Below are 22,747 nucleotides of genomic sequence, written 5' to 3' on the forward strand. Positions count from 1 at the left end.
TGCTTTAAAAAATCAATTGCTTATTATGGAAAAAAGAATTGAAAGGATGATTGTGAATGAGTGAAAAAGTAGCATTAGTAACAGGAAGCAGCCGGGGGCTTGGAAGAGAAATCGCAATACAACTTGCACAGCAGGGATACGATATCGTTGTGAACTATGCACGCAGCAAAAAAGGAGCCCTCGAAACGGCTGAGGCAGTAGAGAAATTAGGCCGTAAAGCATTTGTTGTCCGTGCCAACGTAGGTGATGTGGAAAAAATCAAAGCGATGTTCGAACAGATCAAAGAAGAATTCGGACGGCTTGATGTACTTGTCAGCAACGCGGCTTCAGGAGTACTAAGACCTGTGATGGAGCTTGAAGAGTCACACTGGGACTGGACGATGAACATCAACAGTAAAGCTTTATTATTCTGTGCCCAGGAAGCGGCGAAACTGATGGATAAAGGCGGAAAGATCGTCAGCATCAGCTCGCTTGGATCGATTCGTTACCTTGATAATTACACGACCGTCGGTGTTTCAAAAGCAGCGGTCGAAGCACTGACACGTTACTTGGCAGTAGAGCTTGCTCCAAGAAATATCATCGTAAATGCGGTTTCAGGAGGGGCGATTGATACGGATGCCCTGAAACATTTCCCTAATCGTGAAGAGCTTCTGGAAGACGCTCGTAAAAATACTCCTGCAGGACGAATGGTGGAAATCGAAGACCTTGTGAAGTCTGTATTATTCCTTGTCTCTGACGATTCATCGATGATAAGGGGGCAAACGATCATCGTTGACGGCGGGCGTTCACTGCTCGTTTAATGCCTTTTTTATGGAATGTTTTTCCGTATATTTTTTGGATAGTCTCCCTCGCGCCTGGTTATCTTAATTAGCGTGGAGGTGATTACAATGGCAAAACAACCAAACAAAACTCAAGCTGGAACTAGCGTTCAACACGTTAAACAACAAAACGCTCAACCTGGAGCTGCTCAGCAACAATACGGTACTGAGTTCGCTTCTGAAACAAACGCTCAAGAGGTGCGTCAACAAAACGCTCAATCTCAAGCTAAAAAAGGTCAAAACTCTGGTCAACAACAATAATTGCTTTGATCAGACTGCACCCGCTGTCCCAGCGGGTGCTTTTTCATGTTGAAAATCCAGGAAAGGGCCTTAAACGAGCTGAAGACCCTTCCCTGGATCTTTAAAGTGGTAAAGGAAGTTGGTCGACAAAAGTGGTGGTATTGTGACAGATGTTGTCAAAGGGTTTGGGGAGTGGAAAGAGAATGTTTAAGAGAGCTTGTTTAGAAGGGATGGTAGGTTTGATGCAGCAAAGGTTTAATCAGTTGGTATCCGAACAGTTGGCGACGATGGATAAACTGTTGTTTCTTCAGGCAGAGATAGAGCGCTGTCAGAAGCTTGAAGAGGAACTTATAGAATTGCAGGAGATGACCAAGGTCCACTCATTAAAAAGTGAAATCACAAAAAAGAAAAGAGAGCTTAAAGAAATCCACAGGATATTTCAGGAACAGACTGAGGATGTCATCCGTTCCTATCAGAAAGAATATAATGAAGTGACATCATAATGATAAGCAAGAAATCAGGCTGTCTTTAAAGGTGAATTTCTTTAAAGACAGCCCTTTTGTTTTAAATTTGCGGTGGAAACGTTATAATAATAGAATAAACACTTATATATACATGGAATTTGTTAGGAAAGAAGGGGATACAATGGCTGTTCCCACTGAAGGGCGATCTGTACAAATACATAGTTATAAGCATGATGGAAATATCCACAGGATATGGAATGAGACGACTGTTTTGAAAGGGACAAGTAATGTTATCATCGGTGGAAACGACCGGACACTTGTAACGGAATCAGACGGAAGAACATGGATGACGCGGGAACCTGCGATCTGCTATTTTCATTCTGAGCTATGGTTCAACATTATTTGTATGATCCGTGAGGACGGGATTTATTATTATTGTAATTTAAGTTCACCATTCGTATACGATCATGAAGCAATCAAGTACATTGATTATGACTTGGATATTAAAGTGTTTCCTGATATGACGTATACCTTGCTTGATGAGGATGAATATGAGGCTCATCGGAAATTGTACGGTTACCCGGATGTGATCGATCACATCCTGAAGAGAAATGTAGACAAGCTTGTACGGTGGATTCGGCAAAGGAAAGGTCCTTTTGCACCTGACTTCATTGACATCTGGTATGAACGCTACCTGACACATAGGGGGTAACCAACCTGAACAACTGTATAGTTTATGAAGGGCTGACCCAATAAGGAGCCTCCTTTTCTCTTCCTGCACAGGCATCTGGAGAAAAGGAACAACTTGTTCCTGTTGGGTCATCCCTTTTTAATGGAGGCTGTTTTCGCACTACAGTTTAAATATACGAAAACGGCACGTCATTCGCTCTTACTTGGAAAGGAGTAATAATTTGGATAGTATCAAACGTTACCTGCAATTTGTAAAGCCTTACCGCTGGCAGATTATAGGTACACTTATCATAGGTATCATTAAGTTTGCAATTCCCCTGCTGATCCCGATTCTGATTAAATACGTCATCGATGATATTGTGGGGAATGGGAACATAACAACTCAAGAAAAAACAAGTAATTTACTTACGATCATGGGCGTCATGCTTGTGCTCTTTCTAATCATCAGGCCGCCAGTCGAGTATTACAGACAATACTTCGCACAATGGACAGGGAATAAGATCCTATTTGATCTAAGGGATACGCTATTCTCTCACATTCAAAAACTGAGCTTTAAATATTATTCCAATACCCGCGCAGGTGAAGTGATATCGAGGGTGATCAATGATGTCGAGCAGACGAAGAACTTTGTTATCACTGGTCTTATGAATCTATGGCTGGATGCAGCGACTATCATCATTGCGCTTGCCATTATGTTTACGATGGACGTGACATTGACACTGGTTTCACTGATCGCGTTTCCGTTCTATGCCTTATCCGTACGTTATTTCTTTGGGAGACTTAGGGGGTTGACCAGGGAGCGTTCCCAGGCGCTTGCAGAAGTTCAGAGTCATCTGCATGAAAGAGTGCAGGGGATGTCTGTTATCAAGAGTTTTGCAGTGGAAGACTATGAACAAAAGGAATTTGAAGGGCAGAACAAAAACTTCTTAACCAAAGCATTAAAACAAACGAGCTGGAATGCGAAAGCTTTTGCGGTCGTGAATACCATTACGGATATTTCTCCATTAATCATCATCGGTTATGCAGGTCTTCAAGTTATACAAGAAGATCTGACAATTGGTACCATGGCTGCATTCATTGCCTACATTGACCGGCTGTATAGTCCTTTAAGAAGGCTCGTGAACTCATCGACCACCTTGACCCAATCGATCGCATCCATGGACAGGGTCTTCGAGTTCATGGATGAAAAGTATGATGTGGATGATGAGCCTGGTGCTGTTCCATGCCGGAATGTAAAAGGGGATATCACGTTCAAGAATGTGTCCTTTCAATATGATCCTGAGGAAGAAGAGGTACTGAGGAATCTCAATTTGGATATCCGATCAGGGGAAACAGTAGCACTGGTGGGAATGAGCGGAGGAGGTAAATCCTCTCTTGTCAGCCTGATTCCACGCTTCTACGATGTAACCAAGGGAGAAATTCAATTAGACGGTACGGACATCAGAAGATTTGAGGTCAGATCCCTAAGAGATAAAATCGGAATGGTCCTTCAGGATAATATTCTTTTCAGTGAATCCGTGAAAATGAATATTAAATTCGGCAACCCGGAAGCAACTGATGAAGAGGTCATAAAGGCTGCCAAAGCAGCGAATGCCCACGATTTCATCATGAAGCTGCCTCAGGGGTATGACACACGCGTAGGGGAAAGAGGTGTAAAGCTTTCCGGCGGGCAGAAGCAAAGAGTCGCAATCGCCCGGGTATTCCTTAAGAACCCTCCTATCCTCATTCTGGATGAAGCTACATCTGCCCTGGACCTCGAGAGTGAGCATCTGATCCAGGAAGCATTGGAGGTTCTGGCGAAAGACCGGACCACATTCATAGTAGCCCATCGTTTATCGACGATCACCCATGCAGACAGGATCATTCATATGGAGCATGGTGAAATCACTGAGATGGGGACTCATCAGGAATTAATGGAAAGACAGGGACATTATTATAAGCTTTTCCAGGTTCAGCAACTGGATCAATGATAGAAGGGCCCGTCCCTCACTTTTTAGTGAGGGACGGGCCCTTCCTTTATTACAGGTAAAATAGTCCTGATTATTGTAATTGGAACACTCATGATTTCCCATAAATTATATGATGGATTCTTTACTTTGATAAAAAGTATAGGAGGAATGAAACGGGTTTTTGGACATATATTGAAATGGATTAGGCAACATAGACGAAAAAATCGTTTCGGAAGAAAATTCTGAAAATAGATTGCAACATTTGTAACATCTTGTATAATAAGAAACAGATGAAAATTTAGAAAAGTATCACAATTGAGAAAAGAGAGAATTGTCTTAAGGGGAGGATTTGAATGAGTCAAGCACGTCCTTTACTAACTGTAGAAGATTTAAGGACCTCCTTTTTTACAGATGACGGAGAAGTTCCTGCAGTCGATGGCGTTAGTTTTCATGTGAATGAAGGCGAGATTCTGGGAGTGGTCGGGGAAAGCGGATGCGGCAAGAGTGTAACCTCGCTTTCCATTATGGGACTCGTGCCCAGCCCTCCGGGAAAAATAACAGGCGGTAAAATCCTTTATAAGGATGAAGACCTGACGAAAGTTTCAGAAAAGAGAATGAGAGATATTCGGGGCAATGACATAGCTATGATCTTCCAGGAACCGATGACATCGTTAAACCCTGTTTTTACAATAGGAGATCAATTGACCGAAGCAATTCGCATACATACGAAGGCGACAAAGAAAGAAGCGAGAGATAAAGCAGTAGAAATAATGAGAATGGTGGGACTGCCGCGGGCAGATGAACTGATCAAGGAGTACCCGCATCAGTTATCAGGTGGAATGAGGCAAAGGGTCATGATTGCGATGGCAATGGTCTGCGACCCGCAGGTGCTGATTGCCGATGAACCTACGACAGCACTTGATGTAACCATCCAGGCCCAGATTTTAAAACTGATGAAAAAGCTAAATAAGGAACTGAATACAGCTGTACTGCTCATCACTCACGATTTAGGAGTAGTTGCAGAAACGTGCGAGAGAATCGTCGTGATGTACTCAGGAAAAGTGGTTGAAGAAGGTACAGTGGAGGAAATCTTCAAAAATCCACAGCACCCTTACACTAAAGGACTTATCCAGTCCGTACCCGATATGCGTGTAAAACAGCAGCGCCTTCACTCGATTCAGGGAAGTGTCCCTAAGCCGGGGTCTATCAAAAGAGGCTGCAGGTTTGCAGCCCGATGCGATTTTGCGTTTGACCGCTGTCTGATTGAAACGCCGGAACTATATGAAACAACACCAGGACATTGCACAAGGTGCTTCCTGTTCGATGAAGCAGAGGAGGGAGTTTATGACGGAACCATTGCTAAAGGTTGAAAATCTTAAGAAACATTTCCCCATTACCGGAGGAGTTCTTGGACGACCTGTCAGCTCGGTGAAAGCTGTGGATGGAGTCTCTTTTACAGTCAATAAAGGAGAAACCTTGGGGATCGTGGGAGAAAGCGGATGCGGTAAATCCACTACCGGCCGGATGCTGATGAGGCTGATTGATCCATCCGAAGGACGGGTCACTTTCGAAGACCGCGAGCTTACGAGTCTATCAAACTCTGAAATGAGAAAAATCCGCAGGGAAATCCAAATGGTCTTCCAGGATCCATACGCTTCTTTGAATCCGAGGCATACCGTGGAAAAAATTTTGGAAGAGCCGCTCAAGGTCCATGGGATGGGCTCGGCAAAGGAACGTAAAAAGAGAGTGCATGAACTCTTGAACATAGTAGGTTTGAGCAGTTATCACGCGAAACGCTATCCGCATCAATTCAGCGGCGGACAAAGACAGCGGATCGGGATTGCCCGGGCACTCATGACAAAACCGAAACTGATTATAGCAGATGAACCTGTCTCTGCATTGGACGTATCCATCCAGTCACAGGTTTTAAATCTGATGCAGGATCTGCAAAAAGAGTTCGAACTCACCTATATCTTCATTGCTCATGATTTGGGTGTAGTTAGACATATAAGCGACAGAGTGGGCGTTATGTATTTAGGGAAAATGGTAGAGCTGAGTGATAGTGAAAGTTTATATGAAAAGCCATTGCACCCTTATACCCAGGCTCTTCTCTCGGCGGTCCCGATCCCCGATCCGGACTTTAAGAGAGAAACACAGCTGTTGCAGGGAGATATCCCGAGTCCTTCCAATCCGCCAAGCGGATGTACCTTCCATACCCGCTGCCCTCTCGCAACGGATGTATGTAAACAGAAGGTGCCGGAATTCAAGGAACACCAACCAGGGCATTATGTAGCTTGCCATCTATATTAGGCGGCAAGCCTCATAAGTATATAAACATTATTCAGGAGGGGATTTCATTGAGGAAGAAAGGCTGGTCAATTTTAATGCTGCTAATCTTAGTCCTATCATCCGTATTATACGGATGCGGAGGCTCTGAAGGTTCTTCAGGCGAAGGCAGCGACAGTAAAGATAGCGGAGATCCTAAAGTGTTGATCTTCGGACGCGGGGGAGACTCAGTTGCTCTAGACCCGGCGGCCGTTACTGACGGTGAATCATTTAAGGTAACAAAGAATATTTTTGAAACGTTAGTGGAATTTGGCGAGCAGGATACTGAAGTAAATCCTGGACTTGCTGAAGAGTGGAAGGTTTCAGATGATGGTTTAACGTATACATTCACTTTGCGTGAAGGAGTCAAGTTCCAAGACGGTACAGACTTTAATGCTGATGCTGTTGTGAAAAACTTCGAGCGCTGGATGAATGGGAATGAAGACTCATTCTATTACTACAAATCTATGTTTGGCGGATTTAAAGGTGATGAAGGACACGTTATCAAAGAAGTAAAAGCTGTAGATGATAAGACAGTCGAATTTATGTTAAAGCGCCCTCAAGCGCCATTCTTAAAGAATATCGCAATGAGTCCATTTGCGATCGTAAGTCCTAAAGCGCTTGACGAGCTTGGAGATAAGCTTGGTGAAGCTCCAACAGATGCCGGAACGGGACCATTCAAGTTCAAAGAGTGGAAGCGTAACGACAAGATTGTCCTTGTGAAAAATGAAAACTACTGGCAAAAAGATTATCCGAAGCTGGATCAAGTTGTATTTAAATCCATCCCAGAAAACTCTGCACGTCTTAACGCATTGGTTTCCGGGGAAATCGATCTTGCTGATGGTGTGAATCCTAGTGATGCTGCTCAAGTAGAAAGCAATGACCAACTGCAGTTATTCGAACGTCCATCTATGAACGTCGGGTACCTTGGTTTAACTTCTACTCGTAAACCATTTGACGACCCTAAAGTACGTCAAGCGATCAACCACGCTATCAATAAGCAGGAAATCGTTGACGCATTCTTCGAAGGAAGAGCGGAAGTAGCAAAGAATCCAATGCCTCCGGTAATCGGCGGTTATAACGACGCTATCGAAGGCTATGAGTATAATCCGGAAAAAGCAAAAGAACTTCTTGCAGAAGCAGGACACAAAGATGGTTTCGAAATGGAACTATGGGCAATGCCTGTTCCTCGTCCATATATGCCGGACGGACAAAAAGTGGCTGAAGCCATCCAGGCGGACCTTGCCGAAGTTGGCATTAAAGCAAAAATCGTATCTTACGAGTGGGCAACTTATCTGGAAAAAGCTCGTAAAGGTGAAGCTGACGCGTTCTTACTAGGATGGACTGGTGATAACGGTGACGCCGATAACTTCTTATATGTACTTCTTGACAAAGACAACATCGGAAGCAACAACTACACGTATTACAGCAATGACGAGCTTCATGAAAACCTGATCGCTGCACAGTCTGAAACAGATGAAGCAAAGCGTGAAGAACTATACAAACAAGCTCAAGAAATCATCCATGCGGATGCTCCGTGGGTTCCTTTAGCTCACTCCACACCATTATTGGCTGGAAGTGCAGCACTTAAGAACTTCAAGCCGCATCCAACAGGTTCTGACTTCTTAGGCGCAGTTGATATCGAACAATAATACGTAACACAAAGGGGAGATGTCATTGATTTCTCCCTTTTGGTACATAGAAAAGCGGAAGGGCTTTGAAGAGAGGCGGGTGGCATAAGGCGAATCGGCCACGAAGGCGTTCATTGCCTTCTTGGACGATTTGACTTATGACATGTGCCTCTAAGCCCTGGAGCTGGACAGAAGAAAAGCGGAAGGGCTTTGCTCAGCCCTGACAATAGAAAGTAGTGGATACACCATCAAACGTGTATCCACTCTTATGAGTAAATGTTAAAAGAACTAGCTTCTTAGATTAAGAATCTCCATTAAGAGGGGTGAACAAGATGTTTCAATACACCATTCGAAGATTACTTCAGTTGATACCTGTATTACTGGGTATGACCCTGATCGTATTTTTTATCATCCGGGCAATACCGGGGGACCCGGCCCAGGTGATCTTAGGCCAGCAGGCCACAAAAGAAGCGATTGAGGCACTTCGGGCACAATTGGGTCTGGACAACCCATGGTATGTCCAATATTTCAACTACCTTGGCGGCTTATTTACAGGTGATTTAGGTGAGTCATTGCGTACAAAAGTAGAAGTTTCTCAAGAAATTTGGCCTTATCTGGCAGCTACTTTTGAACTGGCGTTGGTGGCCATCGTGATTGCTGTTGTCATCGGTGTAAATGCGGGTATTATCAGTGCGTGGTTCCAAAACTCGTGGTTTGACTACACGGCAATGATCCTGGCCTTGGTTGGGGTATCACTGCCAATCTTCTGGTTAGGTTTAATGGAACAGTGGATTTTTGGAATCCAGCTTGACTGGCTGCCTACAACCGGCAGGGAGAATATTCGAAATCCGATTGATTCCATCACTAACCTGTATATTATCGATACGATCATTCAAGGGCGCTTCGATCAACTGGGAGAAGTTATTAAGCATTTGATTTTACCTGGGATTGCTCTTGCTACGATTCCCATGGCGATCATTGCACGTATGACCAGATCCAGTATGCTTGAAGTCATGCGTTCTGACTACATTCGTACAGCCCGTGCAAAAGGATTGAAAATGTTTTGGGTCGTGTACAAGCATTCACTTAAGAATGCCATTATACCAGTTTTGACAGTCATAGGTTTGCAGATGGGGCTGTTATTGGGGGGAGCCATTCTTACTGAAACGATTTTTGGATGGCCGGGAATTGGCCGTTATATTTATGAAGCGATAGGTTATCGTGATTATCCGGTAATCCAATCCGGGATTCTGGTAGTGGCTACAATTTTCGTAACGATTAACTTAATTGTAGATTTACTATACGCTGCCGTCGATCCGCGAATTAAATATAACTAACATCAATAGAAGAAAGAGGTGAACTCTGATGGCAGAAATCGCAGAACCGCAAAAGGAATTAAATCCAGGACTAGAAGAGGAAACGGTATCTCCCTGGAAGGAAGCATGGAAAAGCTTTGTTAAAAATAAAATCGCGCTTGTCGGTTTTTGTATCGTATTATTCTTCGTACTTCTAGCTGTTTTGGCTCCGGTCATTGCCCCGCAGGGAATCAATGAACAGGACTTATCAAAAAGGCTGCAGGCACCATCTTCAGAGAATTGGCTGGGAACCGATGACTTCGGCCGTGATATCTTGTCGAGGATCATCCATGGGGCAAGAATTTCATTAACGGTCGGATTCTTCGCTGTAGTCGGATCTGCTGTGGTAGGTAGTCTGCTCGGAATCGTTGCAGGTTATTATGGAAGATGGGTGGACACGATCATCTCGCGTATCTTTGATATTATGCTTGCATTCCCAAGTATCCTTCTGGCGATTGCAGTAGTGGCGGCCCTTGGGCCATCATTGAGAAACGCATTGATTGCCATTGCCATCATCAACATTCCGAATTTCGGACGTCTGATTCGATCGAGAGTGTTGAGTGTTAAGCAGGAAGAGTATGTCATGGCTGCCAAAGCCATCGGGATGAAGGACAGCCGAATTCTATTCAGTCATGTCCTTCCGAATAGTATGGCACCTATCATCGTACAAGGAACGCTTGCCATTGCCACAGCCATCATTGAAGCTGCTGCACTTGGATTCTTAGGGCTTGGTGCACAGGCACCGCAGCCGGAATGGGGGAAAATGCTTGCAGACGCACGTACCTTCATGCTGCAGGCACCATGGACCATGGTCTTCCCTGGGCTGGCAATCATGTTGACAGTACTAGGTTTCAACCTGATGGGTGACGGGCTGCGTGATGCGCTCGATCCGAAAATGAAAAACTAAAGATTCTATCAAAAAACAGTTTATTTCCATCGTTGCAGTTCTTTCACTGCACAGGGAGATAAGCTGTTTTTTGTTATATCCTAAGTGTTCATTTTTACTCTCCTATACAATTCAGCTTATCTTTATCTATTATAGACATCTATTACATTATATTTCTAAAATTTTAAATTCTTATTGAGATTAATTCTCAATTCCTCTATACTTATACAATATAAATATTGAGAATCATTATCGTTTAATTACTGCATTGAGAGGAGTCACATCATATGAAAAGGCCATGGAAAGTAATTTCTGCTTCGGTACTGGCTTCAACTTTAGTACTGGCAGGCTGTATAAATGATAAAGAGGAGGCTTCGAATACGGAAGGAGCAGCTTCTGAAGAAACAAAAAAGAGTGAAAAAAGTGCGAGTAAAGTAAGTGTATCCGATTATACATTTGATACAGCAGGCAATATGTTTGCTTATGCAGAATTCGAATTGTCTGGGGAGCCGCTTGCTGAAAACCTCGGGTTAGACTTAGATATCTTAGATATAAATAAATTGGATCAGCCTACAAAGTTCGATTATACTGCAGGGGTTGAATCATACGAGTATTCCGAGGAAGCGATGTATGAAGTGGTGGAAAAATCCGGTCTGGGACTTCACTTGATCAATGGTCCTGCCGTGGAAACTCTTGAGAACGGCAATTCCGCTGAAGAGAAGCTTGGAAACCGCTTTTATGAATTAGCCGATGCTGTCGGTTATTCAAGGGACGAAATCTTCTCGAATATGTTCCCTACATTCATTGAATATTCCTCAGGGGATCCTCACTACAAAGAAGAAGTGAACACGAGCGAATATGCGTCAAATGACGACGGAAGTTATGTTCCAGTCTATCAAGTAAACTTCGAAACTCTTAGATGGGACCGCAATAAAATGGAGAAAACGCTTGTGCCATCCGCATACGGCGCTACTTTTTTAAAGCAGGCACTTTGGGCCGGGGACTTTATGGGAGGATTCCATACGGTTGATGGGGATGAAGAGCTTGCCGGTGAAACGCCTAAGGATGATGACGACAAGAATGTGGCACTTGGTGTGAGTTCTGCAGATGGATTCCAAGGGGCGATCCTGACAGAGGAAATTTGGAATAAAGTGAACTACATATCTAATGAATTGTTTGTAAATGGAGCAGAGGGCAAATTATCTTCTGCAGGCATCGGAAGTCAATATGATCCATCAGATGGATTTGTTTATCTTCCTCACAGTATCGAAGTAACCGAAGGAGGCGCAGAACAAGCTCCTGGCGCCAAGGCTTTATCAGTAATGGATTCCCGCAGTCTACTTCAGGATCAATGGCTCATGCTTTGGCCAAGTTCAGAGTTCTTTGGGATGACAGATCAGCGGGAAAGCAATCCAAATAAGACGCCTTCTTTCCAAGCGCTATTTGACGGGGCACCGTATCCTTCTGCACCAAAAGAAAACATTGATGGGAGTGCAGGGAATGACGTTAAAGGAACTGACCCATTCACTGCAAACTACAATGTGATGCTTCATGTCTTTAAGAATATGGATGCGATGCATTTTAACAATGATAAAGGTGTTTTTGTAACAGAACATGACGGCAAAAAACAAGGAACGTATATGGATACATTCCAAGCGGGTTACACAATGGAATCTATGAGAATCTTCCAGCGTGCAATCGACGGACTTCCGGTGGGCTATGCATCTGGTGAATCTGCTGAAGGTCTAAAGACAAAAGAAGGTAAACGTGCACTGGAGATGATTGAAAAACAAGCGGATTTCATCATCGACAATCTTGTAATGGATTCGGGACTTGTGGCAAATGGCTATGACATTGAAAAAGGTGCCGATGAAGAAGTGACATTGGATGCTCAACTAGGTGCAATCAGAGGATTGACTGCTGCTTATTTAGCAACTGATGATGAAAAGTATCGTGAAGCGGGGCGTTCCATTTATAAAGCAATGGACGAAAAATTATGGAATAAAGAATTGAAAGCATATGAAACATCAGAAGGGAAAATGAACTATACTCCATTTACAGCAGGAGCCCTTTCTGCAACGTTCCGTACTGCTTTACTGAACTTAAGCAACAACGGCTCGGATTCTGAAACCCCAAAGAGCCTGGAAATTGAAACAATCACATCCCGTTACACAGATTTTTATGATACTGTCATTGATGGACCATCCCTGGATGAAGGGATGCAAGCAAGTGAATTCTGGGATACCGGAGATTACTATGACAGCAAGAATTCCTCTGGAAACACAGATGGTGACAATGTTCCACAGGTTCAGGCAGGGCATGGTAAGCACGGAATTTCCCCGATTTTACTGCCTGTTACAGTAGAAAAAAGATAAAGAAGGGATTCTATGAAAAAAATAATAGGTTATGTAACAGCGTTTCTCATAGCAGGAACGCTTGTTGCATGTTCCGTAGACGTCATGGGAGATAGTCCCAGTTTTGATACGACGAGAAAAAGTGCAGTGAACAGCAGCAATATTCTCAAGAATAAAGAAGGCACCAAACTGTATGTCGCGAATTTGGATGCCAATACCGTTTCTATAGTAGATGCAAAAACAAAAAAAGTAGAAAATGAGGTTTCTGTCGGAAAAGAGCCGGTTCAGCTTGCCTTGTCTCCGGATGAAGACAGGCTCTATGTATCTTGTCGCTATGAAAATAAAGTCGATGTTATTTCAACGGATAAAGCCGAAGTGATAGATTCGTATAAAGTTGGCTCGGAGCCTTTTGGCCTTATTACAAGCCAGGACGGCAAAACACTGTATGTTTCAAACTTCCGTGAAAGTACACTGATGACCGTGGATGTCGAGGAAGGGGAAGTGACGAAAACCATTCCCGTTCATGACCGTCCGAGAACCCTTGCCCTGACAGCAAGCGGCAACAAACTCTACATTCCTCATTACTTAAACGGTGAGATTTCGGTTTTTGATACATCCAGGGAAAAGGTGGTCAAAACGATCAAATTGGCAGATTCCCCTGATGTTTCAAATCCTAAGGCAAGCCAGGGAATACCGAACACGCTTGAACAATTTGTCATTGCACCTGATGGTAAAACAGCCTGGGTTCCTCACTTGGTAACGAATGTAGATACAAAGATACATTTTGAAGAAACCATTTTCCCTGCTGTCTCTGTCATCGATCTAGAGAAGGATCAAGAAATAGTGGATGAGAGAAAAGAGCTCTTCGAAGAGATCAATGTGCAGGATTCAAAGAATGAAACGATCATTGTGTCCAATCCGTATGATGTTGCGTTCCAAAAAGATGGTTCAAAGGCATACGTCGTTATGTCAGGGAGTGAAGATCTAGTCGTATTCGACTTGAAGCGCGGAGGAAATGCCACCCAGATCCTTAGAAGAATAAAAGGGGACAACCCGCGAGGAGTGGTACTTAGCAAGGATGGTGAAACCTTATTCGTTCATAATGCTATGACCCATGATGTAGCTTCAATCAGTTCAGGGGGATCTTCTACACATTCAAGAGCGAAAATGGAGGGCGGCAATATCCGTTTGATCAAAAACGACCCGCTTGATCCACAGATCCGCAGAGGGAAAACGATCTTTAACAGTGCGAATAGTGATGAGTTTGCCGCGGATATAACAGGGAACAATTGGATGAGCTGTGTATCTTGCCACAGTGATGGTGAAGTCAATGGATTGACCCTGATGGCAGGGAAGGGTCCCCGCAATGTTCCGACCAATACAAGAGCATCTGAAACAGGGGTGTTTCTGTGGGATGGAAGCCGGGATGACTTCACTGACTATCTGTTGACTGTCCAGGATGAAATGGGCGGCATGATGAAATATAAGCCCGGAGAAGAGCTGCCGCCAGAAGTCGAGGCGATGTACGATGATTTATTTGCCTATCTTAAGGATCCATCCTCACTTCCGGTACCGGAAAGCCCTTATAAAGTGGACGGGAAATTGACAAGCTCAGCCAAGGAAGGAAAGGCTTTATTTGAAGGAAAAGCCTCATGTATTTCCTGTCACAGCGGAAATCAATTCACGGATAGCGTAAAAGCAGTTGATGAAGACGGAAATCTCACAACTGACAATACAACCTACCTTCATGATATCGGCACTGCCAACAACCTTGACATTTCTTCGGAAGGAGATGCCAGAGCAGATATGACCAATCCGCGTGATGGAAAAAGCTTTGATACACCAAGTTTGGTTGGGGTATGGGCAACTGCCCCGTATCTTCATGATGGCAGTGCCAAAACGATAGAAGAATCAATCAAGCGTCACCAATATGAAGAGAATTCTGGCCTCAGTGAAATAGAGATTTCAAAGATTGCCGATTATGTAAGGTCTCTTGATTAATTTATGAAAAAAGCTTGCAGGGATAACGTTAACCCTGCAAGCTTTTTTATCTTATTCCTCCTCCTCACCGATCTCGACTTCATTCTCATCCGTATGATAAGACTGAAAACTCGTAATCAGCTTTTCCAAGTGCTCCAGATGCTCATCATATAAAAAGATGGCTGAGAAGATATGAAGCATATGGAAGTTTTGAACATTGTCGTTTTCACTGTTGTTTTGAATTTCAGCAAGCATTCTCTTCAATAGCTCTTTTCGGTGAAGACATACATCCTGATATGCTTCTGAATCCGTCTGAGGATGCATCTTCCCAATGAATTTCAATAATAGCTGTTCATGATAAGTAAGAAGGCAGTCAAGCTGTCCTTTGATGCTGTTCTTCAATTCATCCGGCAATTGAAGGATTTCATTTTCATAACGGTTTATCCGTTTTAGAATATCAAAACTCCTGTTTGCCGATGAAATCATCTGTCTATATATGACCAGCTTTCGGCTTTTTGAGATGGAATTCTTTTTAAAATAATCCCTTTCTTCTTTATAGAGAAGATAAAGCTGGTCCACCTTGATCAATTTTTCTTTCATGCGTTCCAAGTCCTTTTTAAGTAAATGGAACTCAGTGGCATGCCTCATGCTCAATCTGATCCACTTCAGGATCTCTTCGCTTGAATCCGAAATCCGGTGATATAGTTTTGTTTCATATTTTGGCGGCAGAAAGACCAGATTCACGAGAAATGAGGAAAATACCCCAATCATGATCGTTGAAAAACGTATAAATGCAAACTGGATAAATGCCTGATCAGTGACTTCCATAATGGCAATCAAGGTCACTAATGCAAGACCGATCGTATTTTCAAGTTTTAATTTAAGTATGATGGCAATGGCTATGATCGCTGCAAGTCCAACGACGAGCGGATTGCTGCCGAATAAAAGTACGAATAATACAGCTGTCCCGGCACCGATCAGGTTTGCCTGGATTTGTTCGATGATGGATAAATAAGAGCGGTAAATGGTCGGCTGTACAGCAAATATCGCTGCGATCCCTGCAAATACAGGAGACGGCAAACCTAACAATTGTGAAACAAGTAATGCAATGACAATCGCAATTCCCGTTTTAAGGATGCGGGCACCAAGTTTCATGAAAACAGGTCCTTTCTTGAATGACTTTTTGATAAACAATACTGTACTATACAGGCAATTTCAAGCAATATCAATAGGCATTTGAAAATAGTTTTATACAAATTTATTACCTTTTTCGACAGGGGTTAAACGGGGGATTAATCTATAGGGAATGGGAGGGCTTACACAATATTAGGTAATATCCCGCTTAAAATCCGCAGTTGTTTTCCGTGGAAGACTTCGCTTTCCGCGGAGAGTTGGGAGGGGGGGAGTGTTTGTTGTGAGATTTTTTTGGGTATTTTTGGTAAGTGACGGAATTATTCGTAAAACTCGAAGATTTATGGTTGGATTTCAAAGATTTCGGCCTGAAAACGAAAGATTAAGTCGAGGTTTCGAAAGATTAACGGCCAGAATTAAAAGATTACCCAAAAACTATCATACTCGCAGCCTCGAAACAAAGTTTATCCTCCTCAACGTGCCCTATGCGCGTTAGAAAAGCGGAGGCGGTTTGCTCAAGCCCCGACAAGCATAATTAGGGTGGGCGAATTCAGCTGAAATCCATTCACATTATTAAAAGGTTGCAGTAGTATTTTAAAAAAACCTCCATTATTAAATAAAAAATCCCCCGCTTCAATTATGAAGGAGGGATTTTTTTATAATATATTATAGCTGTGCAAATGCTTTATCGACTGCTTCTAGTGTTACGTTGATATCTTCTTCTGTATGTTCAGTCGTCAAGAACCATGCTTCGTATTTAGATGGGGCAAGGTTTATTCCCTGGTTCAGCATGAGTTTGAAGAACTTGGCGAACATTTCTCCGTCTGTCGCTTCTGCTTGCTCGTAGTTTTCGACTTTCTCTTTCGTGAAGTAAAGAGTTAGCGCACCTTTCAACCGGTTGACTGAAATCGGCGTGTTATGTTTTTCGGCTGCAGCCAGGATGCCTTCTTCAAGCTTACGGCCAAGTTCATCCAGTTTCTCGTATACGCCATCTTGTTTAAGAACTTCGAGACAGGCGATTCCAGAAAGGATGGAAGCAGGATTTCCAGCCATCGTACCAGCCTGATAGGCAGGTCCCAGCGGCGCTACCTGTTCCATGATCTCCTGCTTACCGCCGTATGCACCGATAGGAAGGCCACCGCCAATGATTTTGCCAAGCGCGGTCAGGTCAGGTTTGACCTTTAACATGTCCTGAGCGCCGCCGTACATAAAGCGGAAGGCAGTGATCACTTCATCATAAATGACGAGGCTTCCGGCGCTGTGTGCAATTTCATTCACCTGCTCCAGAAATCCTTCTTTCGGTTCAACGATCCCGAAATTACCGACGATCGGCTCAACTAGTACACCCGCAATTTGATCTCCCCATTTTTCCATTGCTTCCTTAAACGGTTCAATGTCATTGAAAGGGACAGTGATTACTTCCTGTGCGATACTTTTCGGGACGCCTGCAGAGTCCGGTGTTCCCAGGGTGGAAGGGCCAGATCCTGCTGCTACAAGCACTAAATCAGAGTGCCCGTGATAACAGCCTGCGAATTTGATGATCTTGTCCTTGCCAGTGTATGCGCGTGCGACACGGATCGTCGTCATGACGGCTTCAGTACCTGAGTTGACGAAACGCACCTTATCCATATATGGCATCGCTTCTTTGATCATTTTGGCAAACTTCACCTCATGGCGGGTAGGGGTTCCATAAAGTACCCCGTTCTCAGCCGCTTTTTTGATTGCTTCTGTAATATGAGGGTGAGCGTGACCAGTGATGATCGGACCGTATGCTGCCAGATAGTCGATGTATTTATTCCCGTCAACATCCCAGAAATATGCGCCTTGCCCCCTTTCCATCGCAACGGGAGAGCCACCTCCTACTGCTTTATAAGAGCGGGATGGGCTGTTTACTCCGCCGACGATATGTTCCAATGCTTCTTTATGTAATGATTCTGATTGAGTGAAATTCATTGGCTTACCTCCTGGATCATTCCTATATGTCTACTTACCTTTTCTATTGTAGTATGCATGAGAGCTTTTTAGCAAATTGAACACAAACCGTTGAAGGACGGACAAAGAATACGGAATGATTGGTAAATACTGAGCGTACATATACAAAGACAAGCCTGGAAAGAGGGATTAGACATGATATATGTGATTGCCTTTATGATCCTTATTTGTATGACCATGAGTTTGAGATCCTTATTTTATCCGTCCAAATGGAAGGTTCAATATGTATCATTTCACCACTTTTTCTTTTTAGGGATGTGCTATGTAACAATTATGCTCGGGTTTGGACTGCTTTTTGCCTTATTGGAGCTTGAGGGTATACAAATACTGGTCGAAAACGGGGAGCCGATTTCCGGAGACTTTTTTGATCATATCTTTACAACGATGTATTTCAGCGGCATTACCCTGTTTTCTGTCGGATATGGGGATGTGACTCCCATAGGGATCGGCAGGGGGATCGCGCTCATTGAATCCTGGCTCGGCTACACGATTCCCGCTGCGTTCGTTGTTAAATCGTTTATGAATTATGAAAAGTAATCCCTTATGATTTGAGTTTTTCCTTCCTATTGGGTACGCTAACGATACAAACAAAATGGAGGGGATCAGCAAATGACAGTTGAAACAGGTCAAAAAGCGCCAGAATTTGAATTGACTGCAAGTAATGGAGAAAAGGTAAAGCTGTCTGATTACAGAGGCAAGCATGTGGTGCTTTATTTTTACCCGAAAGATATGACTCCAGGGTGCACGACTGAAGCGTGTGATTTCAGAGATCAGCATGAAAACTTTGAAAAGCTTGATGCTGTGATCCTTGGAGTGAGTCCTGACCCAGTCGAGAAACATGAAAAGTTCGTGGACAAGCACGGCCTGCCGTTCCTGCTATTGGTGGATGAGGACCATAAAGTGGCTGAAGAGTATGGGGTTTGGAAGCTTAAGAAAAACTTCGGTAAAGAGTATATGGGAATCGAACGTTCCACTTTTATTATTGATAAAGATGGAAACCTGACGAAAGAGTGGAGAAAGGTCAGGGTGAAGGGGCATGTCGAAGAAGCTCTAGAATATATAGAAGAAAATCTTTCGTAAGCCTATTTTCAAGCCTAATTTGTAAAGCATGAGGCTTTTGTCCATTCACATTCAAGGAAGGGACATATAGTAAGAGTAGGGCAACCTCCTCAAATAAGTCAGTCTCATCCGTGTAAAGGGCCGATATTTATCGGTCCTCTTTTTTTATGGGTTAAAGTGAATTATGATAAACTATCTTCAACAGGGATGGGAGGTAAAACAATGAAGGTGGTTGTAACATTTCAGCCAAAGGAAGAGTTCGTGACCGATTTACGCGAACACTTTCCTGAGGTTGAATTTTCGTTTTACAAAAAGATTCATGAAGCTGAACACGCACTACCCCATGCAGAGATCATCGTCACGATGGGCGAGGACTTGACCGACAGACATATAGAACTTTCACAGAGCCTGAAGTGGATTATGGTGACATCTGCGGGACTTGAAAAAATGCCTTTTGAAGCAATCAGGAGGAAAGGGATCCTCGTCACCAATGCAAGGGGAATACATAAGATTCCTATGGCAGAATTCACTTTGGGGTTGATGCTTCAGTATGCCAAACAGCTGAAATCGGTTCTGAAGCAAGAGGAGGAAGGAGTATGGAGCAGAAGACTTCCGACCTCCGAATTGAATGGAGCCTCCCTGCTGGTTTTGGGGGCAGGCGCAATCGGGAGTGAAATAGCACGGTTAGGAAAAGCGTTTAACATGAAGACGGCAGGGGTGAACTCATCTGGAAAAAAAGCGGAACACTTCGACCAAATGTTTACCCTCGGGAATTTTGAAGGATTCCTGCCTCAGGCGGACTATATCGTTGCTGTTCTTCCGAGCACGGAGAAAACAACATATATTCTTCAAACTGAGCATTTTGTGAAGATGAAGGATACAGCCGTATTCATTAATATTGGTCGAGGAGATCTTGTAGAAGAAACAATCCTTCTCGATGCTGCAAGAACCGAGAAGGTTGCTCATATATTTCTTGACGTGTTCGAACAGGAACCACTGCCTGCGGATCATCCATTCTGGCAGGAAAATAGGATTTCAGTAACACCGCATTTATCGAGTATCACAAAAATGTATATGCCGAGAGCACTTGATATTTTTAAAAAGAATCTAATAGCATATAGTAATAAAAGTGAAGAGTTAATAAATGTGATCGACTCAGAGAGGGGATATTAATATGAAGATTTATACGAAGTCAGGAGATAAAGGGACAACTTCACTTGTATACGGTTCACGCGTTTCCAAAAAAGATCAAAGGGTGGAAGCCTATGGAACATGTGATGAAGCGAATTCAATGATCGGTCTCGGGTTAAGCTATTTAAAAGCAGAGTACTTTGATGGGAAGGAACAGTTTGAAGGTTTCTTTCACAAAATCCAGACTGTCCTGTTTCATGTGGGTGCGGAACTTGCTACACCGCCCGGAAAAGAAGTGAAGTGGAAACTTGAAGATACGAATATCAAAGAACTCGAGGAACAGATCGACTTTCTTGATGGAACATTGACTCCTCTAAGTAATTTCATCCTCCCAGGCGGCCATCCTGCCGGCGCTGCGTTACATACTGCCCGTACGATTGTGAGAAGAGCAGAACGTGAAGCGGTAGGAATTGGAGAGGAAGTAAATCCTTTAGTCCTTTCCTATTTGAACAGGCTTTCCGATTTCTTATTTGTAGCGGCACGGTATATTAATCAACAGCTGGGGGAGCAAGAGAGAAACTTACACCAGTAATAGCTGAAAGATTGACAAAAGGCACACGGGATTAGTACACTATTTATAAAGATTATAAAATAATAATTCTTATGAAAAGAGGTGCATGACGATGTCTGAAGAAGGACAATTAAAAGAAGCGATTTCAACATTGAAAGAAACTGGAGTCCGTATCACGCCTCAACGTCATGCGATTTTAGAGTATCTAATTGATTCAATGGCTCATCCTACAGCTGATGACATATATAAAGCACTTGAGGGTAAATTCCCCAATATGAGTGTGGCTACGGTATACAACAACCTACGAGTGTTCCGCGAAGTCGGTCTGGTAAAAGAATTGACTTACGGTGATGCTTCTAGTCGTTTTGACTTTGTAACCACAGATCACTACCATGTCATTTGCGATGGGTGCGGCAAAATCGTAGACTTCCATTATCCCGGATTGGATGAAGTGGAACAATTGGCTTCTCACGTAACGGGATTTAAAGTGAACAATCACCGTATGGAGATTTACGGTACATGTACGGATTGCTCCTCAAAAGAAACTCATTGAAGAATGGTTCTCACAGAGAACCATTCTTTTTTCTATTGCCCTTGTCATCTCCGACCAGTCACGTTAGAAAAAGGGCAAAACAAAAAGACCGCCAACCCGGCAGGTCTTTGTTTGATTTTAACTACTTCTTTTTATTATACTCTTCATTAAATTCTTCGCCCTCTAAGTCAGGGTCCAGAGTCAGCGGTTCATTACAATACATGCACATGTCTACACGGCCCAGGACCTTTGTAACCTTGCCGCAATTCGGACATGTGACCTGGACTGCCTTTGTCGATAACATCCCGATCCAAAAGTAGACGACTGTACTTCCGATAATTCCAAGGAAACCGAGCAGCATAAAGATCGTCATGACCCATGGATGCTCTTTAAAATATATACCTACATACATGATGATAAATCCGATGAAAATCAAGCTTAAAGCAAATGTACGGATTTTATTGATCTTACTGGAATAATTCTTCGCCATGATTGTCCCTCCTAGAAAAATACTATACCATATTTGATGGAGTGAGTGGATAGGAAAACCATTTGTCGAAAAATGACTATATTAAGAGAAGGAAATCCTGTTTCAATGTCGAAATAGTTACCAACCAATGATTGATGTGGAGGAGTTTTTTATGGAAGACATTTTACGCCCGATTTACCAGGAACGTACCAGCCACCCGAATACATTAGGTGTCTTATTAATAGAGCAGAGCAAGAAATCCAGTCCTGTAACAGATACATTCGATATCGTGTTATTTCTTATTGTAAAAGAATCAGAAGATCCGGTATTTGTTAAACACTATACCTATAAAGAGCACAAGGCCGCCTTACATATTGTCACAGAGCAAAAGCTAAAGGAGTGGATCCTGCTCGGTTCCAATCGAAAGGTAATCGATTGGTTGTTCAATGGGAAAGTTTTATTCGATCGCAATGAATACGTACAGAACCTTAAAACCGAACTGAGGGATTTCCCGTTTTATGGCAGGAAAATCAAAATGGGGATGGAATTCGGGAAGTTGATTCGCCGATATATGGATGGAAAAGTATTCTTTGAATCTAAGCATTACCTTGACGCCTATAATCATATCGTCCATTCCCTGCACCATTTGGCAAGGCTTGCTGTCATCGAAAATGGATTTCATCCGGAAGTGACTGTCTGGAATCAGGTGAAGCAAATCGAACCTGAGATTTACAAGTTATATGAAGAACTCGTCACAAGCGAAGAAGAAATCGATAAAAGACTTGAACTATTATTCTTAGCCAGCGAGTTTCTGATCCATTCTAGAACCAAGGTGGCCTCAGAGCATTTGATTAATATACTGGAACAAAAAGAACAGTGGAGTTTTCAGGAGCTTCTTAACCATGAAGAAGCCAAACATTACTCCGTTGATCTTGGCATGCTGATCGAATATTTAACGGATAAAGGCTTCGTTGAAATAGTAGATGTAGAAACAAAAGGGAAAGGTGTATACCACCGGTATTATCGAGCTCCAAAAAAACTATAGTAAAATATCATTTTTTTGTTGACTTCAATTAGGAACCTTGATATATTAGTACATGTCGCTGCTGAACGACAAACGAGTCCGGTCAGTGGCGACAAGAAAAAATAAAAAAGTTGTTGACACCGAGT

21 protein-coding genes are annotated in these 22,747 nt (G+C 43.1%); 18 read left to right on the forward strand and 3 right to left on the reverse strand.

What is annotated here, in order from left to right; all coding sequences use genetic code 11:
- Window positions 1-56 precede the first annotated feature (56 nt).
- From fabL to ACUXV2_RS04215, 12 genes are all read left to right on the forward strand, one after another.
- Window positions 57-800, forward strand: a complete 744-nt coding sequence (fabL, locus tag ACUXV2_RS04160; RefSeq protein ID WP_446245808.1) for an enoyl-[acyl-carrier-protein] reductase FabL — start codon at window positions 57-59, stop codon at window positions 798-800.
- A gap of 87 nt (window positions 801-887) precedes the next feature.
- Window positions 888-1,079 (forward strand): gamma-type small acid-soluble spore protein, encoded by a 192-nt coding sequence (locus ACUXV2_RS04165; RefSeq protein ID WP_446245809.1) that lies wholly within the window; start codon window positions 888-890, stop codon window positions 1,077-1,079.
- Window positions 1,080-1,261: 182 nt separating this feature from the next.
- Window positions 1,262-1,561: a YgaB family protein gene (locus ACUXV2_RS04170; protein WP_446245810.1), complete on the forward strand. Its 300-nt coding sequence runs from the start codon at window positions 1,262-1,264 to the stop codon at window positions 1,559-1,561.
- 142 nt (window positions 1,562-1,703) lie between these two features.
- Entirely contained in the window at window positions 1,704-2,234 is a 531-nt protein-coding gene (gene ntdP, locus ACUXV2_RS04175) for a nucleoside tri-diphosphate phosphatase (protein ID WP_446245811.1), read from the forward strand.
- A gap of 199 nt (window positions 2,235-2,433) precedes the next feature.
- Window positions 2,434-4,182, forward strand: coding sequence for an ABC transporter ATP-binding protein (locus tag ACUXV2_RS04180; protein WP_446245812.1), 1,749 nt, complete (start codon window positions 2,434-2,436; stop codon window positions 4,180-4,182).
- Between the two features lie 332 nt (window positions 4,183-4,514).
- Complete coding sequence (locus ACUXV2_RS04185; protein WP_446245813.1) at window positions 4,515-5,531, forward strand: ABC transporter ATP-binding protein; 1,017 nt, start codon at window positions 4,515-4,517, stop codon at window positions 5,529-5,531.
- Window positions 5,506-6,471 carry an ABC transporter ATP-binding protein gene (locus ACUXV2_RS04190; protein WP_446245814.1) on the forward strand — a complete coding sequence of 322 codons (966 nt, stop codon included), beginning with the start codon at window positions 5,506-5,508 and terminating at the stop codon, window positions 6,469-6,471. Before ACUXV2_RS04185 ends, ACUXV2_RS04190 begins: the two co-directional genes overlap by 26 nt.
- Window positions 6,472-6,545: 74 nt before the next feature.
- The gene (locus ACUXV2_RS04195) at window positions 6,546-8,138 is read left to right on the forward strand and encodes an ABC transporter substrate-binding protein (RefSeq protein WP_446246998.1); all 1,593 of its coding nucleotides are present in this window, start codon (window positions 6,546-6,548) and stop codon (window positions 8,136-8,138) included.
- Between the two features lie 311 nt (window positions 8,139-8,449).
- On the forward strand, window positions 8,450-9,454 hold the full coding sequence (locus ACUXV2_RS04200) for an ABC transporter permease (protein ID WP_446245815.1): 1,005 nt from the start codon (window positions 8,450-8,452) through the stop codon (window positions 9,452-9,454).
- Between the two features lie 28 nt (window positions 9,455-9,482).
- The gene (locus ACUXV2_RS04205) at window positions 9,483-10,379 is read left to right on the forward strand and encodes an ABC transporter permease (RefSeq protein ID WP_446245816.1); all 897 of its coding nucleotides are present in this window, start codon (window positions 9,483-9,485) and stop codon (window positions 10,377-10,379) included.
- 266 nt (window positions 10,380-10,645) lie between these two features.
- Window positions 10,646-12,733 carry a hypothetical protein gene (locus ACUXV2_RS04210; protein WP_446245817.1) on the forward strand — a complete coding sequence of 696 codons (2,088 nt, stop codon included), beginning with the start codon at window positions 10,646-10,648 and terminating at the stop codon, window positions 12,731-12,733.
- A 12-nt stretch (window positions 12,734-12,745) separates the two neighbouring features.
- Window positions 12,746-14,713: a c-type cytochrome gene (locus ACUXV2_RS04215; RefSeq protein ID WP_446245818.1), complete on the forward strand. Its 1,968-nt coding sequence runs from the start codon at window positions 12,746-12,748 to the stop codon at window positions 14,711-14,713.
- A 51-nt stretch (window positions 14,714-14,764) separates the two neighbouring features.
- Here the strand turns inward: ACUXV2_RS04215 and ACUXV2_RS04220 are convergent, their stop codons facing one another.
- Window positions 14,765-15,847 carry an FUSC family protein gene (locus tag ACUXV2_RS04220; protein WP_446245819.1) on the reverse strand — a complete coding sequence of 361 codons (1,083 nt, stop codon included), beginning with the start codon at window positions 15,845-15,847 and terminating at the stop codon, window positions 14,765-14,767.
- A 642-nt stretch (window positions 15,848-16,489) separates the two neighbouring features.
- A complete protein-coding gene (locus ACUXV2_RS04225; RefSeq protein WP_446245820.1) occupies window positions 16,490-17,776 on the reverse strand; it encodes a glutamate-1-semialdehyde 2,1-aminomutase in 1,287 nt (428 codons plus the stop codon).
- Between the two features lie 174 nt (window positions 17,777-17,950).
- On the opposite strand from ACUXV2_RS04225, the gene ACUXV2_RS04230 reads away from it, so the two are divergent.
- The 5 genes from ACUXV2_RS04230 (at window position 17,951) to perR (ending at window position 21,129) form a co-directional block, all read left to right on the forward strand.
- On the forward strand, window positions 17,951-18,352 hold the full coding sequence (locus ACUXV2_RS04230; RefSeq protein ID WP_446245821.1) for an ion channel: 402 nt from the start codon (window positions 17,951-17,953) through the stop codon (window positions 18,350-18,352).
- 72 nt (window positions 18,353-18,424) lie between these two features.
- Window positions 18,425-18,895 (forward strand): thioredoxin-dependent thiol peroxidase, encoded by a 471-nt coding sequence (gene bcp / locus ACUXV2_RS04235; protein ID WP_446245822.1) that lies wholly within the window; start codon window positions 18,425-18,427, stop codon window positions 18,893-18,895.
- 201 nt (window positions 18,896-19,096) lie between these two features.
- On the forward strand, window positions 19,097-20,047 hold the full coding sequence (locus ACUXV2_RS04240) for a D-2-hydroxyacid dehydrogenase (protein WP_446245823.1): 951 nt from the start codon (window positions 19,097-19,099) through the stop codon (window positions 20,045-20,047).
- A 1-nt stretch (window position 20,048) separates the two neighbouring features.
- On the forward strand, window positions 20,049-20,597 hold the full coding sequence (locus ACUXV2_RS04245; RefSeq protein WP_446245824.1) for a cob(I)yrinic acid a,c-diamide adenosyltransferase: 549 nt from the start codon (window positions 20,049-20,051) through the stop codon (window positions 20,595-20,597).
- A gap of 91 nt (window positions 20,598-20,688) precedes the next feature.
- Entirely contained in the window at window positions 20,689-21,129 is a 441-nt protein-coding gene (perR, locus tag ACUXV2_RS04250; protein ID WP_446245825.1) for a peroxide-responsive transcriptional repressor PerR, read from the forward strand.
- Window positions 21,130-21,250: 121 nt separating this feature from the next.
- Here the strand turns inward: perR and ACUXV2_RS04255 are convergent, their stop codons facing one another.
- Window positions 21,251-21,598 (reverse strand): YgzB family protein, encoded by a 348-nt coding sequence (locus ACUXV2_RS04255; protein WP_446245826.1) that lies wholly within the window; start codon window positions 21,596-21,598, stop codon window positions 21,251-21,253.
- Between the two features lie 151 nt (window positions 21,599-21,749).
- Here ACUXV2_RS04255 and ACUXV2_RS04260 point away from each other — a divergent pair, with 151 nt between their 5' ends.
- On the forward strand, window positions 21,750-22,622 hold the full coding sequence (locus ACUXV2_RS04260) for a nucleotidyltransferase-like protein (RefSeq protein WP_446245827.1): 873 nt from the start codon (window positions 21,750-21,752) through the stop codon (window positions 22,620-22,622).
- Window positions 22,623-22,747: the final 125 nt, after the last annotated feature.

Source organism: Rossellomorea sp. NS-SX7 (assembly GCF_052828565.1).

Coding starts and splice junctions, on each gene's coding strand:
- ACUXV2_RS04255 (WP_446245826.1), bottom strand. CDS start 21,598: ATGGCGAAGAATTATTCCAGTAAGATCAATAAAATCCGTACATTTGCT.
- bcp (WP_446245822.1), top strand. CDS start 18,425: ATGACAGTTGAAACAGGTCAAAAAGCGCCAGAATTTGAATTGACTGCA.
- ACUXV2_RS04195 (WP_446246998.1), top strand. CDS start 6,546: ATGCTGCTAATCTTAGTCCTATCATCCGTATTATACGGATGCGGAGGC.
- ACUXV2_RS04225 (WP_446245820.1), bottom strand. CDS start 17,776: ATGAATTTCACTCAATCAGAATCATTACATAAAGAAGCATTGGAACAT.
- ACUXV2_RS04185 (WP_446245813.1), top strand. CDS start 4,515: ATGAGTCAAGCACGTCCTTTACTAACTGTAGAAGATTTAAGGACCTCC.
- ACUXV2_RS04215 (WP_446245818.1), top strand. CDS start 12,746: ATGAAAAAAATAATAGGTTATGTAACAGCGTTTCTCATAGCAGGAACG.
- ntdP (WP_446245811.1), top strand. CDS start 1,704: ATGGCTGTTCCCACTGAAGGGCGATCTGTACAAATACATAGTTATAAG.
- ACUXV2_RS04220 (WP_446245819.1), bottom strand. CDS start 15,847: ATGAAACTTGGTGCCCGCATCCTTAAAACGGGAATTGCGATTGTCATT.
- ACUXV2_RS04190 (WP_446245814.1), top strand. CDS start 5,506: ATGACGGAACCATTGCTAAAGGTTGAAAATCTTAAGAAACATTTCCCC.
- ACUXV2_RS04210 (WP_446245817.1), top strand. CDS start 10,646: ATGAAAAGGCCATGGAAAGTAATTTCTGCTTCGGTACTGGCTTCAACT.
- ACUXV2_RS04260 (WP_446245827.1), top strand. CDS start 21,750: ATGGAAGACATTTTACGCCCGATTTACCAGGAACGTACCAGCCACCCG.
- ACUXV2_RS04170 (WP_446245810.1), top strand. CDS start 1,262: ATGTTTAAGAGAGCTTGTTTAGAAGGGATGGTAGGTTTGATGCAGCAA.
- ACUXV2_RS04240 (WP_446245823.1), top strand. CDS start 19,097: ATGAAGGTGGTTGTAACATTTCAGCCAAAGGAAGAGTTCGTGACCGAT.
- ACUXV2_RS04205 (WP_446245816.1), top strand. CDS start 9,483: ATGGCAGAAATCGCAGAACCGCAAAAGGAATTAAATCCAGGACTAGAA.
- ACUXV2_RS04230 (WP_446245821.1), top strand. CDS start 17,951: ATGATATATGTGATTGCCTTTATGATCCTTATTTGTATGACCATGAGT.
- perR (WP_446245825.1), top strand. CDS start 20,689: ATGTCTGAAGAAGGACAATTAAAAGAAGCGATTTCAACATTGAAAGAA.
- fabL (WP_446245808.1), top strand. CDS start 57: ATGAGTGAAAAAGTAGCATTAGTAACAGGAAGCAGCCGGGGGCTTGGA.
- ACUXV2_RS04165 (WP_446245809.1), top strand. CDS start 888: ATGGCAAAACAACCAAACAAAACTCAAGCTGGAACTAGCGTTCAACAC.
- ACUXV2_RS04200 (WP_446245815.1), top strand. CDS start 8,450: ATGTTTCAATACACCATTCGAAGATTACTTCAGTTGATACCTGTATTA.
- ACUXV2_RS04245 (WP_446245824.1), top strand. CDS start 20,049: ATGAAGATTTATACGAAGTCAGGAGATAAAGGGACAACTTCACTTGTA.